The organism is Micromonospora sp. HM134 (genome assembly GCF_007833915.1).
GTDB lineage: Bacteria > Actinomycetota > Actinomycetes > Mycobacteriales > Micromonosporaceae > Micromonospora > Micromonospora wenchangensis.
Genome location: NZ_CP041061.1, coordinates 122,433 through 136,403, shown reverse-complemented (window position 1 = coordinate 136,403; position 13,971 = coordinate 122,433). Strand labels below are relative to the sequence as shown.

General features: G+C 75.2%; 11 protein-coding genes. 4 read left to right on the top strand and 7 right to left on the bottom strand.

The window, feature by feature from the left end; translation table 11 throughout:
• Positions 1-21: 21 nt before the first annotated feature.
• From dnaJ to dnaK, 3 genes are all read right to left on the bottom strand, one after another.
• Positions 22-1,209, bottom strand: a complete 1,188-nt coding sequence (gene dnaJ, locus FJK98_RS00685; protein WP_145917274.1) for a molecular chaperone DnaJ — start codon at positions 1,207-1,209, stop codon at positions 22-24.
• A gap of 81 nt (positions 1,210-1,290) precedes the next feature.
• Positions 1,291-2,034: a nucleotide exchange factor GrpE gene (gene grpE, locus FJK98_RS00680; protein WP_145917273.1), complete on the bottom strand. Its 744-nt coding sequence runs from the start codon at positions 2,032-2,034 to the stop codon at positions 1,291-1,293.
• A 36-nt stretch (positions 2,035-2,070) separates the two neighbouring features.
• Complete coding sequence (gene dnaK, locus FJK98_RS00675; RefSeq protein ID WP_145917272.1) at positions 2,071-3,942, bottom strand: molecular chaperone DnaK; 1,872 nt, start codon at positions 3,940-3,942, stop codon at positions 2,071-2,073.
• Positions 3,943-4,150: 208 nt separating this feature from the next.
• On the opposite strand from dnaK, the gene FJK98_RS00670 reads away from it, so the two are divergent.
• The 3 genes from FJK98_RS00670 to FJK98_RS00660 all read left to right on the top strand — a co-directional run bounded on the left by FJK98_RS00670 (position 4,151) and on the right by FJK98_RS00660 (position 9,027).
• Positions 4,151-6,004, top strand: a complete 1,854-nt coding sequence (locus FJK98_RS00670; protein ID WP_145917271.1) for a GTPase domain-containing protein — start codon at positions 4,151-4,153, stop codon at positions 6,002-6,004.
• A gap of 17 nt (positions 6,005-6,021) precedes the next feature.
• Positions 6,022-7,683, top strand: coding sequence for a GTPase (locus FJK98_RS00665; protein ID WP_145922496.1), 1,662 nt, complete (start codon positions 6,022-6,024; stop codon positions 7,681-7,683).
• A 117-nt stretch (positions 7,684-7,800) separates the two neighbouring features.
• Positions 7,801-9,027, top strand: coding sequence for a hypothetical protein (locus tag FJK98_RS00660; protein ID WP_145917270.1), 1,227 nt, complete (start codon positions 7,801-7,803; stop codon positions 9,025-9,027).
• 15 nt (positions 9,028-9,042) lie between these two features.
• Here FJK98_RS00660 and FJK98_RS00655 read toward each other — a convergent pair whose 3' ends face one another.
• Positions 9,043-9,954: a hypothetical protein gene (locus FJK98_RS00655; protein ID WP_145917269.1), complete on the bottom strand. Its 912-nt coding sequence runs from the start codon at positions 9,952-9,954 to the stop codon at positions 9,043-9,045.
• Positions 9,951-11,060 carry an SPFH domain-containing protein gene (locus FJK98_RS00650; RefSeq protein ID WP_145917268.1) on the bottom strand — a complete coding sequence of 370 codons (1,110 nt, stop codon included), beginning with the start codon at positions 11,058-11,060 and terminating at the stop codon, positions 9,951-9,953. Before FJK98_RS00650 ends, FJK98_RS00655 begins: the two co-directional genes overlap by 4 nt.
• A gap of 75 nt (positions 11,061-11,135) precedes the next feature.
• Here FJK98_RS00650 and FJK98_RS00645 point away from each other — a divergent pair, with 75 nt between their 5' ends.
• Positions 11,136-11,822, top strand: coding sequence for an NUDIX domain-containing protein (locus tag FJK98_RS00645; protein ID WP_145917267.1), 687 nt, complete (start codon positions 11,136-11,138; stop codon positions 11,820-11,822).
• Positions 11,823-11,859: 37 nt separating this feature from the next.
• On the opposite strand, the gene FJK98_RS00640 is transcribed toward FJK98_RS00645, so the two are convergent.
• Both FJK98_RS00640 and FJK98_RS34605 read right to left on the bottom strand, forming a co-directional pair.
• Positions 11,860-12,441, bottom strand: a complete 582-nt coding sequence (locus FJK98_RS00640) for a phosphatase PAP2 family protein (RefSeq protein ID WP_240762528.1) — start codon at positions 12,439-12,441, stop codon at positions 11,860-11,862.
• 180 nt (positions 12,442-12,621) lie between these two features.
• Positions 12,622-13,545: a hypothetical protein gene (locus FJK98_RS34605; protein WP_168222357.1), complete on the bottom strand. Its 924-nt coding sequence runs from the start codon at positions 13,543-13,545 to the stop codon at positions 12,622-12,624.
• Positions 13,546-13,971 lie beyond the last annotated feature (426 nt).

Genomic DNA, 13,971 nt, shown 5'->3' with positions numbered 1-13,971 from the left:
ACCTCCGCACCCGTCCACCGGTCAACCGACCCGACGCACCCGCGCGTCGAGATGTTCCCGGGCCGCCGGCGGCGTCGCCCCGGCGAACGACTCCAGCGCCGCCCGCGCCTCGTCCGACACCGTCGCCGGCACCACCACGTCCAGCGTGACCAGCAGGTCACCGGCCCGCCCGTCCCGTCGTACGACACCCTTGCCCCGGGCCCGCAGCACCCGCCCGGACGGGGTGCCCGGGGGGACCCGCAGGGTCACCGCGCCGTCCAGCGTGGGCACCCGCAGGTCGGTGCCGAGCACCGCCTCGGCGAAGGTGATCGGCACGGCCAGCGTCAGGTCGTCACCGGTACGCCCGAACAGGTCGTCCGGCCGGACCTTCACCTGCACGAACAGGTCGCCCGCCGGCCCACCGCGCTGCCCCGGCTCGCCCCGCCCGGCCAGCCTGATCCGCTGGCCGTCCGCCACCCCGGCGGGGAACCGGACGTTGAGCGTGCGGGTCTTGGTGACCCCGCCGGTGCCCTGGCACTCGGGACACTTCTCCTCGACGACCGTCCCGACACCCTGGCAGTTGCGGCACGGCTCGGAGAAGCTGAACGACCCCTGGTCCCGGGTGGTCACCCCGGCGCCGTGGCAGACCGGGCAGGCGGTCGGCTGGGTGCCCGGCTTCGCGCCGTTGCCGTGGCAGGTGTCGCACACCCCCGGCGCGCGCAACGTCAACGGCAGGGTGACACCCCGGACGGCGTCGCCGAAGTCGAGCGCGACCTCGGCCTCCACGTCCCGGCCCCGGGCCGGGCCACGCGCCCGGGTCGGGCCGGCGCCACCGCCACCGCCACCGGAGAAGATCGAACTGAACAGGTCGGTGAAGCCGCCGCCACCGAACCGGCTGTCCCCGCCGCCACCGCCGCCGAACAGGTCGGAGACGTCGAACGGGGCCCCGCCGGGCTGACCCGCGCCGCGCGCGCCCCGACGAAACGCGCCCGAGCCGAACAGCGAGCGCATCTCGTCGTACTCGCGGCGCTTGGCGTCGTCGCCGAGCACCGCGTACGCCTCGGAGACGGCCTTGAACCGCTCCTCGGCCTTCGGGTCACCGGGGTTGTGGTCCGGGTGCGACTCCCGGGCCAGTTTCCGGTACGACTTCTTGATCTCGTCCGAGGAGGCGGACTTCTCCACGCCCAACGTGGCGTAGAAGTCCTTCTCGATCCAGTCCTTGGAACTCACCGGTCCACCCCCTTCCGTGAGATGTGGCCCGGTCGCCCCGCCCACCGTTGCGGGCGGGCGGGGCGACCGGATGGCCGTGCACTATTCCGGGTCGGCGACCGCGACCATGGCCGGCCGCAGCAGCCGCTCGCCGAGCAGGTAACCCCGACGCATCACCTGCACGCAGGTGGGCTCGTCGACGTCCGGTGAGGTCTGGTGCGCGACCGCCTCGTGCCGGGTCGGGTCGAACGGGTCGCCCTGCTCACCGAAGGGCGTCAGGCCGAACTTGCCCAGCGCCGTGGTGAGCTGCTCGGCCACCGTGCCGAACGGGCCGACCAGGTCGCCGTGTTCCCGGGCCCGGTCCAGGTCGTCCAGGATGGGCAGCAGCGCGGCGAGCACCGAACCGGTCGCCTGCTCCTGGACCACGCCCCGGTCCCGGTCCACCCGCTTGCGGTAGTTGGCGTACTCCGCCGACACCCGTTGCAGGTCCCGGGTCCGCTCGTCCAGCTCGGCCCGGAGGGCTTCCAGCTCGGCCCCGAGCGGGGAGCCCGTGGCGCTGCCGTCGACCGGCTGCGCGGGGGCGTCCACCACCGGCGGACCGGTCGGCGCCGGGTCGTCGAGGGTGGTGGCCTCGGCCTCGATCTCGTCGACCACCACCTCGGACTCCTCGACCAGCCCCTCGGCCGGGACGTCGGCCCCGGCGTCGGCGGCGGCGGGCGTCTCCTCGGTCTTGCCGAGCTTGCGGTTGTCCCGGATGACGACCCGCGGCCCGTCGTCGGTGGGCGCGGAGCCACCCGGCGTCGACCCGGAGGTGCCCGGGTCGGCGGCTCGTGGCTTCTCCGTCATACGACTACCTCGTTCCCTGTGCGGTGGCGCGGACCGTCACTTCTTGTCCTCGTCCACGATCTCCGCGTCGACCACGTCGTCCGGGCCGCCCGCCTTCGGGGCCCCGGCGGCACCGGCGGCACCCGCACCGGCTCCGGCACCCGCGCCCGCACCGGCCGCGCCCGGCTGCTCGGCCTGCTGCGAGTAGAGCAGCGAACCGGCCTGCTGGGAGACCTGGGCGAGCCGCTCGTGGGCCGACTTGATCTTCTCGATGTCCTGGCCGCCGAGCGCGCCGCGCAGCTCACCGAGAGCCTCGTTGAGCTGCTCCCGGTTCTCCGAGGGCAGCTTGTCGCCGCTCTCGGCGAGGAACTTCTCGGTCTGCCACTGGAGCGCCTCGGCCACGTTGCGGGTCTCGGCCTCCTCCCGGCGACGCTTGTCGTCGTCGGCGTGCTCCTCGGCGTCCCGGCGCATCCGCTCGATGTCGTCCTTCGGCAGCGAGGAGCCGCCGGTGATCGTCATCTTCTGTTCCTTGCCGGTGCCCAGGTCCTTGGCGTGCACGTTGACGATGCCGTTGGCGTCGATGTCGAAGGTGACCTCGATCTGCGGCACGCCGCGCGGGGCCGGCGGGAGGCCGGTCAGCTCGAAGGTGCCGAGCTTCTTGTTGTACGCCGCGATCTCCCGCTCGCCCTGGAACACCTGGATCAGCACCGACGGCTGGTTGTCGTCGGCCGTGGTGAAGACCTCGGAGCGCTTGGTCGGGATGGTGGTGTTGCGCTCGATGAGCTTGGTGAAGATGCCGCCCTTGGTCTCGATGCCCAGGCTCAGCGGGGTCACGTCGAGCAGCAGGACGTCCTTGACCTCGCCCTTGAGCACACCGGCCTGGAGCGCGGCGCCGACGGCGACGACCTCGTCCGGGTTGACGCCCTTGTTCGGGTCGCGGCCGGTGAGCTGCTTGACCAGGTCGGTGACGGCCGGCATCCGGGTGGAGCCGCCGACCAGGATCACGTGGTCGACGTCGGCGATCTTGATGCCGGCGTCCTTCACGGCCTGCTCGAACGGGCCCTTGCAGCGGTCCAGCAGGTCCTGCGTCATCCGCTGGAACTCGGCGCGGCTGAGCGTCACGTCCAGGTGCAGCGGGCCGGCCGACCCGGCGGTGATGTACGGCAGGTTGATGTTGGTGGTGGTGGCCGCCGACAGCTCGATCTTGGCCTTCTCGGCCGCCTCGCGCAGCCGCTGGAGCGCCATCTTGTCCTGGCCCAGGTCGATGCCGTGCTCGCCCCGGAACGTCTTCACCAGGTGGTCGATGATGCGCTGGTCCCAGTCGTCGCCGCCGAGCTGGTTGTCACCGCTGGTCGACTTGACCTCGACGACGCCCTCGGCCAGCTCCAGCAGGGACACGTCGAAGGTGCCGCCACCCAGGTCGAAGACCAGGACGGTCTGCTCCTTGGAGCCCTTGTCCAGCCCGTACGCCAGGGCCGCCGCGGTCGGCTCGTTGACGATCCGCAGCACGTTGAAGCCGGCGATCTCGCCGGCCTCCTTGGTGGCCTGGCGCTGGCCGTCGTTGAAGTAGGCGGGCACGGTGATCACCGCGTCGGTGATCTGCTCGCCCAGGTAGGCCTCGGCGTCCCGCTTGAGCTTCATCAGCGTGCGCGCCGAGATCTCCTGCGGGGTGTACTTCTTGCCGTCGATGTCGACGGTCCAGTTGGTGCCGATCTCCCGCTTGACCGAGCGGATGGTCCGGTCCGGGTTGGTCACCGCCTGGCGCTTGGCGACCTCACCGACGAGCACCTCGCCGTTGCGGGCGAACGCGACGATCGACGGGGTCGTCCGCGAGCCCTCAGCGTTGGCGATGACGGTGGGCTCACCGCCCTCGAGAACGCTGACGCAGGAGTTCGTCGTGCCGAGGTCGATACCGACCGCACGTGCCATCTTCGCTTCCTCGCTTCGTAACGGATGGGGCAGGTCAGAGGGCCTGCCCGGCGGGCCGCCCGGAGCGACCGCACCACAAGTTGAGTGAACTTGACTCAATAGTGCCACGCGATCGCCAAAGCGCAAGTCGAGTTGAGCCGACCCGACGCAACCTGACCGTTACTACCCTCCGGTTGTCTCTGTTGCATCGGTCGGGCACGCTTTAGCGGTGACGACGCACGGCGATCCCGCCACCCGGTCCGGCGCGCCCACCGTCGCCGCCCGCACCGGGTCGTCGGAGACCGACGAGACGCCGCCCGGCCCCACCGGAAACGGCCTGCCCGCCGCCCTCACCGGCCTGCGGGCCGCGATCGGCGCGGCCCGGTTCCCGCTGGCGCTGCCCTCGGCCGAGCCGGCGCGGCACACCGGCCGGGCGCTGACCGACCAGCTCGACGACTACCTGCTGCCCCGGCTGGCCCGGCTCGACGCCCCGCTGCTCGTGGTCGTCGGCGGCTCCACCGGCGCGGGCAAGTCCACCCTGGTCAACAGCCTGGTCCAGGCCCGGGTCAGCGCCGCCGGGGTGCTCCGCCCCACCACCCGCTCCCCGGTGCTGGTCTGCAACCCCGCCGACGCCGCCTGGTTCCGCCAGGGCGAGCTGCTGCCCGGCCTGACCCGCACCAACGAGCCCAGCGAGGACCCGGGCACCCTGCACCTGGTCACCGCCCCCGCCCTCGCACCGGGGCTGGCCTTCCTCGACGCCCCCGACATCGACTCGGTGGTCGACGCCAACCGCGCCCTCGCCGGTCAGTTGCTCGCCGCCGCCGATCTCTGGCTCTTCGTCACCACCGCTGCCCGGTACGCCGACGCCGTCCCCTGGGAACTGCTGCGCACCGCCCGCTCCCGGGGGGCCGCGATCGCCATGGTGCTCGACCGGGTGCCGCCCGAGGCCGCCGACGAGATCGCCGCCCACCTGTCCGAGATGCTCGCCGCCCAGGAACTGGGCGCAGCGCCGCTGTTCGTCCTGCCCGAGACCTGGGTCGACGGCCAGGGCCTGCTGCCCGACCGGGTGACCGCGCCGCTGGGCGGCTGGTTCGCCCGGCTCGCCGCCGACGCCGAGGCCCGCGCCGCCGTGGTCCGGCAGACCCTGGACGGCGCGCTCGCCTCGCTGCACCCCACGGTGGAGGCGCTCGCCGACGCCGCCGACGAGCAGGTGGCCGCCGCCGACGCGCTGGACGACCGGGTCCGGGCCGCCTACCAGGGCGCGCACCGCACCGTGACCGAGGGGCTGAAGGACGGCCGGCTGCTGCGCGGCGAGGTGCTCGCCCGCTGGCAGGAGTTCGTCGGCACCGGCGAGTTCTTCCGGACGCTGGAGGCCCGGATCGGCCGGCTGCGCGACCGGCTCGTCGCCGCGGTCACCGGCCGGCCCGCCACCCCCGCCACCGAGCTGCGCAACGCCATCGAGTCGCAACTGGTCACCCTGCTGCGCGGGGTCGCCGCCGAGGCGGCGGAGCACACGTACACCGCCTGGAAGGCGCACCCGGCCGGGGCCGCGCTGCTCGAACCACCGCTGGCGCACGCCTCGGCCGACCTGCCCGAACGGGCCGAACGGCTGGTCCGGGACTGGCAGCGTGCCGTGCTGGAGCTGGTCCGCGACGAGGGCGGCGACCGGCGGTTCGTGGCCCGTACGGCCGCGTACGCGGTCAACGCCACCGGGCTGGCCGTGATGATCGCCGTCTTCGCCTCCACCGCGTTCATCCCCACCGGTCTGGAGGTGGCCACCGGGGCGGGCACCACCGTCGCCGCGCAGGCCGTGCTCCAGGCGATCTTCGGCGACCAGGCGGTGCGTACCCTCGCCGCGAAGGCCCGGGCCGACCTGCTGGAGCGGGTCGGCACGCTGCTCGACGAGGAGGCGGCCCGCTACCTGGCCCGCACCGACGCCGCCCGGTCCGGCCCGGAGGCCGCCGCCGGCCTGCGCCGGGCCGCCGGCCGGGTCGAGGTGGCCCGGCACCGCAGCGGCCTCGCCGACCGGGCCGGCCCGGCGCTACCGACCCCGACCCCGACCCCCGAGGACGGCATCCGGTGACCAACATCGTCGGCCGGATGCGCGAGGCGCTCCGGGGTGACCAGCGTGTCGACGCCGATGCCCTGGTGGCCCGGCTCGACGCGGTGCGCCGCTTCCTCGACGCGGTCGACGGCGAGGTGCCCGACACCCGACTGGTCGGCGCGCACACCCTGGTCGAGCGGGCCGGCACCCGGTTGTCGCTGTCCCGGGACCACACCGTGGTCGCGCTGGCCGGGGCCACCGGCAGCGGCAAGTCCAGCCTGTTCAACGCCCTCGCCCAGCTGGAACTCTCCCCGGTCGGGGTGCGCCGGCCCACCACCGGCGTCGCGCACGCCTGCGTGTGGGGCCCGCTGGACGGCGGCACCCGGCTGCTCGACTGGGTCGGCGTGCTGCCCCGGCACCGGTTCGTCCGGGAGAGCGCGCTCGACGGCGACGACGAGTCCGCCCTGCACGGGTTGATCCTGCTCGACCTGCCCGACTTCGACTCGGTGCAGCGGTCCCACCGGCTGGAGGTGGACCGCCTGCTCGGCCTGGTCGACCTGGTGGTCTGGGTGGTCGACCCGCAGAAGTACGCCGACCGGGTGATCCACACCAGCTACCTGCGCGAGTTCCACCGGCACCGGGACGTGACGGTGGTGGTGCTCAACCAGGCCGACCGGCTGCCCCCGGCCGAGTTGCCCCGGGTGCTGGCCGACCTGCGTCGGCTGCTCGACGTCGACGGGCTCGACGGGGTGCCGCTGCTGGCCACCACGGCGGTCGAGCCGGACGGGATGACCGGGCTGCGGGAGGCGCTGGAACGGGCGGTGTCGGACCGGCAGGCCGCGCTGCGCCGGCTCTGGGGCGACGCCGACACGGTGACGGCCGCGCTGGGGGAACTGGTCGCCGTCGAGGCCCCGGGGCACACCCCGGACGCGGAGACGATCCGCACCCTGGACCGGGCGCTGGCCGACGCGGCCGGGGTGCCCACGGTGACGGGCGCGGTCGAGGGGGCGTACCGGCAGCGGGCCGGTGCCGCGACCGGCTGGCCGCTGGTCCGCGGCTGGCGGCGGCTGCGCCCCGACCCGCTGCGCCGGCTGCACCTGCCCGGCCCGGCGACCGACCCGCAGCAGTCGGCGCACACCCCGCTCGCCGCGACGTCGGTGCCCGAACCGACGGTCGCCCAGCAGTCCGCCCTCGGGCTGGCCATCCGCGCGGTCGGCGACCGCTCCGGCGACGGCCTGCCCGCCCCCTGGCCGGCCGCGGTGACCGCCGCCGCCCGGTCCCGCCTGGCCGACCTGCCGGACGCGCTGGACGCGGCGGTCGCCGGCACCGACCTGGGCATGGAGCGCCGGCCGCTGTGGTGGCGGCTGGTGGGCGGCGTCCAGTGGCTGGTCACCCTCGCCGCCGTGGTCGGGCTGGGCTGGCTGGTGCTCGGGTACGCGCTGCGCGCCCTCGGGCTGCCGGCGCTGGAGTACCCCCGGGTGGGCGAGACGCCGTTGCCCACCGTGCTGCTGCTCGGCGGGTTGCTCGCCGGCCTGCTGGTGGCGGCCGTGACCGGGCCGGTGATCCGGTGGGCGGCCCGAAGTGCCCGGCAGCGGGCCGAACGGCGGCTCACCGAGGAGGTCGCCCGGGTCGGCGCGGAGTACGTCCTCACCCCCGTACGGGACCTGATCGACCGGTACGCCCTCGCCCGCCGCGCCTGGCAGGACGCCGCCGGCTGACCTCCGGCGGGAAACGTGGCCCGCCCCGACGGCCATCGACGGACGCCCGGCCACCGGCCGGTGAACGCGGGCGTCGGCACGGGTGTCCGGGGCGGCGCGGCGGCGTAGGGTCGTGCCATGGCCACGCCACAGACCCCCTACGACGCGGTGCTGTCCGCCGCCCGCGACGTGACCAGGCTGGACTGCGCGCTCGACGCCGAGATGCTCGGCACGGCGCTGCTGGGCAGCGTCTACGCGATCGCCGAGACCGACCGGGAAGCGGCGGTCCGGGAATTCGTCTCCGGTTTCCTCGCCGCCACCTCCCGCCGCCGCACGGCCGCCGCCACCACCATCCGTCAGGTCTTCGCCGCGCTGGTCCCGACCGCCGAGGGCGCGGCGAAGGTCCGCCCCGGCGCGCAGGCGCCGGCCTGGGCCGGCCAGCTCGGCCGGGTCCACCTCACCGGCACCTGGTCCTACGGCGACGTGTACGGCGACCAGACCTCCTACCTGGCCACCTTCGCCTACGACGACGAGTCGGGTGGCCCGGAGCACGCCCTGGTCGCGCTGGTCGACCACAACATCGGGATCACCAAGGACGTCTTCGTCGGCGGTCCGGCCGAGCGCATCCTCGCGCAGGTCCGGCAGATGTGCGCCGACGACGACCTGACCTGGTTCCGGGAGGAGGACCCGGCCCGGATGCACGGCGAGGTTGGCCGCCACCTGGAGATCACCGACGACCTCGGCGACCTGCCCGCCGAGGGTTCGCTCGCCACCGACCGGGCGCTGGTCGGGGCGCGGTTGGCGGTGCTGCCGCAGGCGAGCGCCGACACCACCGGCTGGCCCGCCGAACCGCTCTCCACCGACGAGCGCACCGCGCTGGTCCGGGCCTTCCTGGCCGCCCCCGAGGCGGCCCGGTACGGGCTGAACACCCTCGACGGCGATGCCGAGTTGGCCTCGCTGCACTTCTGCCTGGGGCTGCTCTTCGACCACTCGGCGAGCTTCCCGGACGCCGACCCGCTGCGCTGGAGTCCGGCGGTGGCCGGGCTGTTCCTGCTCGACTGGGTGCACCGGCGGGCGGTGCTGGACATGGACGACGCGGCGCTGCTGCCCCGGGTGCTGCGCGCCTGGACGGCGTTCGCGGCGCGGCGACGGGGGCTGCCCGAGCGGGCCGTCACCCAGACCGACGAGGCGATCGAGGAACTGGTGCCGGAGTTCGCCCGGCTCTATTCGACAGGTGAGCGGCGCAGCCCGGCGACGGCGGCGGTGGCCCAGTTGATGGCCGACGGCGTCGACCCGGACGACCCGGTCGCGCTGGACGCCTGGATCGAGGCCAACCGGCAGCGCCTCGGCGACGACACCCCCTGACCGGCCGGCCGCCGGTCAGGGCTCGACCAGGGCCAGCCGGCCGGGGGCGACGTCGACGCGGATGCGCTGGCCCCAGCGCAGCGTCAACCGGTCGGTCTCCAAGCCGTCGGCGAAGGCCACCAGGCCGTCGGACTCGGCGGTCAGCTCCAGCGTGCCGGTGCCGTCGAGGCGGCCGGCGACCAGGTCGGCCCCGGTGACCGGGGACGGCCACGCCTCCCGGACGAACCAGCACAGCGCCGGCTCCTGCGGGGCGGGGAGCGCGACGGCGGCCGGCCGGCCCCGGGCGATCGAGGCGCACCAGCCGGTCGCCCCGGTGCCGGTGCCGACGACCACCCCGGAGGACGACTGCCGTTCCCGGCGGGGCGGGCCGTCGGAGGTCACGTCGAGCAGGTAGCGGGCCGACTGGTGGGAGGGATGCCCGACGTACACCTCGTTGAGGCCGACCAGTTCCTGGCCGTCGTCGAGGGTGGCCCGGACCATGGCCCGGTGCCGCAGCGGCGCGGCCCCGGCCGCCACCGCCGGCAGCAGGGCGGCCACCTGGTCGCCGGTGCACCGGACCAGCACCCCGGCGTTGCGGCCCGGCTCCGGGTCGACGCCGAGGACGGGTTGCCCGCTGAGGTACTTCGCCACGTTGGCGACCAGTCCGTCCGGCCCGACGGCGACGACGACGTCCTCCGGCCCGAACAGGAACCGGGGCAGGTCGTCCCGGTCCACCGTGCCGCGTCGCCAGTCGGCGGGGACGGCGGCCCCGACGGCGGTCAGCGCCGACTGGAGTGCCTCGTGCCGGTCCACCACCTCGGCCAGGTCCCGCCCCCGGGCGCGCAGGTACCACTGGGCCGCCGCGCGGGTGCCGTGCCGGGCGAGCAGTTCGTCCAGCTCGCTGGGGCGGCGGACGACCACCACCCGGGGGGCCAGGGTGGTGCTCACCGGTCGACCGTCCCGGTCGGGCCGGTGAGCCGGCCGAGCAGGTCGGCGAGCAGGTCGGGGGTGACCGTGAGCTGGCCGATCGGGGGGAGCTGGCCGGCGAGTTCCCGCACGGTGAGTGCCTGGAGCACCGCCGGCGGCAGTTCGGCGTACGTGGCCAGCTTCGCCGCCTCCGCCTCGGCCTCGGCGGCGCCGACGGCGCGTACCGTCTCGGCCTTGGCCAGGGCGAGCGTCCGTTCCTTGTCGGCGGTGCCGGCGGCGAGCAGGCGCTCCTTCTCCGCCTCGGCGGTGGCGAGCACCCGGGCCCGGTCGGCGGCGGCGGTGTTGGCGACCTGTTCCCGTTCCGCCTTGCCGTGGGCGGCGGCCAGCTCGGCGGCGGCGTCGAGTTCGGCCCGGCGGCGGGCGTTCGCCCCGTGCTGCTCGACGAGCTGCTGTTCCCGACGGGCCAGCTCGATCTTGTTCTGGAGTTCGTTCTCGGCGATGCCGCGTTCCTGTTCGACGGCCTGGGCCCGGCGGGCGTACGTGGCCCGGTCGGCCTGCACCTGCACGGCCTCCCGGGTGGGGGTCTGCAGGGCGCGTTCCAGTTCCGGTTCGGGCCGGACGGCGACGACCCGGGCGCTGACCACGGCGACGCCGATGTCGGCGAGCCGGGGCTCGGTGCCGAGCGCGGCGGAGACCGCCTCCCGCACGGGTGCCACGGTGGTCAGCGCCTCGGCCAGCGGCACCCGGGCGAGCAGGTCGAGGGCGGGTTGCTGGGCCAGCTCGGCCAGCAGCGTGGCCACCTGGTCGAGGGGGCGGGAGCGGGCCCGGCCGGTGCGCGGGTCGACCGAGAAGTCGAGCCGGGCGGCGGCGAGCGCCGGGTCGGCCACCCGGTAGGTCACGGTGGCCTGGACGGTGATGTCGGCGAAGTCGCCGGTACGGGCGTGGAAGAGCAGCGGCAGTTCCCGGTCGTCCACCGGCACCTCGCTCAGGACGGCGGTCAGCGGCCGGTACCAGAACGACTGGCCGGTGCCCTCCCGCCGGACCCGCCCGGCGACGTGGAGCCGTACCCAGTTGGTCGGTGTCCCGCGCAGGTGGCGCAGGAAGAGTCGTCGTGTCACGTCGGCCATGGCTTCACCCTCCCCTTTTTCGTCGCTACGACGATAACCGCTCTGGTAGGTTATCGTCAAGGTGGTGATAAAGCGATGACCGACTACCCGCCCTTCGCCGTGACGGTGGACCTGGTGGTGCTCACCGTGCGCGCCGACGCGCTGCACCTGCTGCTCGTCCGCCGGGGCATCCCGCCGGACCAGGGCCGGTGGGCGCTGCCGGGCGGCTTCGTCGGCATCGACGAGGACCTGCCCGACGCCGCCGCCCGGGAACTGACCGAGGAGACCGGGCTGCCGGAGCCGGCCGGCCACCTGGAACAGCTCGGCACGTACGGCCGCCCCGGCCGGGACCCGCGCGGGCGGGTGGTCACCGTGGCCTGGCTGGCGCTGCTACCCGACCTGCCCGCCCCGGTAGCCGGCTCGGACGCCGCCTCGGCCGAGTGGGTGCCGGTCACCCGGCTCGCTCCCGGCCAGCTCGCCTTCGACCACGACCTGATCGTCACCGACGGCCTGGAACGGGCCCGCGCGAAGCTGGAGTACACCCCACTGGCCGGCGCGTTCTGCCCGCCCGAGTTCACCGTGGCCCAACTGCGGGCGGTCTACGAGACGGTCTGGGGGACCCGGCTGGACCCGCGCAACTTCCACCGCAAGGTCACCGGCACCCCCGGCTTCGTCAGCCCCGTCGGCCGCGCCACCGAGGGCGACCGGGGGCGGCCCGCCCAACTGTTCCGCCGGGGTCCGGCGACCCGGCTCCACCCACCGATGCTCCGCCCCGAGCCCTGACGGCCCCTGCCGACGGCCACCCGGGGCGGCGGAGTGCTCAGGAGAGCGCCGCGAAGACCAGCCCGGCCACCATGGCCCCCACCAGCCCGCCGGCCACGACCTGCGCGACGGTGTGGTCGCGCAGCCGGACCCGGGACCAGCCGACCAGGCCGAGCAGCGGAACGGCCGGCAGCAGCCGGGGGCCGAAGGTGAGCACCAGCACCACCAGCGTGCCGGCGGCCACCGCCGAGTGGATCGACATCTTCCACCAGTGGCTGACCGACACCGCCACCACCAGACCGACCACCCCGGTGGCGACCAGGGCCAGCACCGGGCGCGGCGCACCGAGCGCCGCGAGCAGGGCCAGCCCGGCGGCGGCCGACACCAGCCCGAACAGCAGCGGCACCCGGCGCTGCTCACGTCGACCGATGTGATGGTCGGTGAGCCGGCCCCGGCGTACCCCGCCCAGGATGTACGCGAACGGGATGCCGGCGGCGAACATCGTGGCGAGCAGCCCCCAGGCCAGCCCCCGTACGCCACCCGCGCCGTGCCAGCCGATCACCACGGTCAGCCCGGTGACCAGGACGGCCGGCGCGGTCACCTCGGTCACCCACCGGGCCACCCGGGTCGCCGCCCCCACCGGCCCGACGGGGGCCGGGTCGGGGGAGGACGGGCCGTCGCGGGTCGGGGAGGGTCCGGGGTCGTCCGCCGGCCGGTCACCGCCCTCGTCGCGCGTACTCAGCGTTCCGCCCCCGCTTGTCGTGCCGGCCGGTCCGTCGCGCCGGGGTGGTCGGCCGTCGGCGTCCGCACCGTGGGCGGTTCAGCCGGCGTCGTTCGTCACCGTACCGTCCGGGTCGGTGCTGTCGTGGCTGGTCGGCGCGGGTAACGCGGGCGTCTGCGGCGCGGGGGCCGGGGTGGCCGACGGGCGGCCGGTCGGGGCCGACGCCCGGGCGGGGGCCGGTCCGACGCGCGGCACGGGGCGGGTGTCGTCCCGCAGCCGGGCGGGACGGGGGGCGCGGGTCGGGATGGCCGTCACGGTGGGACGGGGACGCGGGGTGGGGACCACGGTGACCGTGACGGTGGGGCACGGTCCGACGGTGGGCCCCGGCGTCGGGTCGGGCTCCAGGGTCGACGTCGGGCCGGGGGTGGGTACCGGCGTCGGGGTGTCGGAGGGGGCCGAGGTCGGTGACGGGTCCGGCGGCGGTTCGGAGAAGGTGGCCGTCGGTTCGGCGCTCGGTTCGGCACTCGGGCTCGGTCCGGCGCTCGGCGAGGTGGTGGGGGTGGGGCGGACCGGGGCGGCCGGCGCGTGCGTCCGGCGGACGGGACGGGGGGTGACGGCGGGGGCCGGCGGCGGTGGCGCGGGACGGTGGGTGGGGCCGGTGCCGCCGGTGCCGGGAGCCGGCGCGGGTGGCGGGGGCGCGTCGGTCGGGGCGGTCGGCGGCAGGGCCGGCTGGCCGGTGGCGGGCACCGGGACGACGACCGGGCCGACCGACGGGGTGGGCAGGAACGGGGTGCCACCGTCCGGCAGCGCGGTGCTGCCCACGGTGGCGGAGCCGGCGCTGATCGCGGCGAGGACCGGCATGGAGGCGGCCCCGGCGAGCAGGGCGACGGTGAACAGGTAGCCCCGGTGCGGCCCGCCCAGGCCCGGGGCCCGGTGGACGCCGATCATCCGCCGGTAGCTGCCGCCGCCGGCCCGGTGCCGCCCGAGGAGGGGGATCGGAGGACCGTCACCTGGCTCGGACACCGCACACTCCCTCGTCGACCTGGACGTGTTCGTCGGTGGGCAGCACGGATCAGAACGGACATTATTCGCCAAACGCCCACCACTACCGGTCAGCTTGACCCAGTGACGCCCAGTTCACCAGGCACCACAGCGTGTCGACACACAAAAAGTCCGTCACCCGACCGGCATGGTGACGACAGCCGACGGCGGCACGGCCGGCGCGGCGACAAAAAAGTCCACTGGTCACCAAGCGGACATGTCACCACCGGCGGGAGGGCCATACTGTGGGGCCGCTCACCTCCTCTGCAATCATTCAGGCACGACGGCAACGCAGCCGCCCCTCCGCGTACCCCGTGGCAGGCGTGGCTGGTGGCCGACGCTCCCGAACCGGGTTCGACCATGGATCCGGCTCAGGTCGTGCGGCAACCCCCACCGGGGCTAGGCACG

What these genes read in the sequence shown, in the direction of transcription:
- FJK98_RS00665 (WP_145922496.1), top strand. Translation starts at nt 6,022, where the DNA reads ATGCGCGAGGCGCTCCGGGGTGACCAGCGTGTCGACGCCGATGCCCTG.
- FJK98_RS00645 (WP_145917267.1), top strand. Translation starts at nt 11,136, where the DNA reads ATGACCGACTACCCGCCCTTCGCCGTGACGGTGGACCTGGTGGTGCTC.
- FJK98_RS00660 (WP_145917270.1), top strand. Translation starts at nt 7,801, where the DNA reads ATGGCCACGCCACAGACCCCCTACGACGCGGTGCTGTCCGCCGCCCGC.
- FJK98_RS00650 (WP_145917268.1), bottom strand. Translation starts at nt 11,060, where the DNA reads ATGGCCGACGTGACACGACGACTCTTCCTGCGCCACCTGCGCGGGACA.
- dnaK (WP_145917272.1), bottom strand. Translation starts at nt 3,942, where the DNA reads ATGGCACGTGCGGTCGGTATCGACCTCGGCACGACGAACTCCTGCGTC.
- grpE (WP_145917273.1), bottom strand. Translation starts at nt 2,034, where the DNA reads ATGACGGAGAAGCCACGAGCCGCCGACCCGGGCACCTCCGGGTCGACG.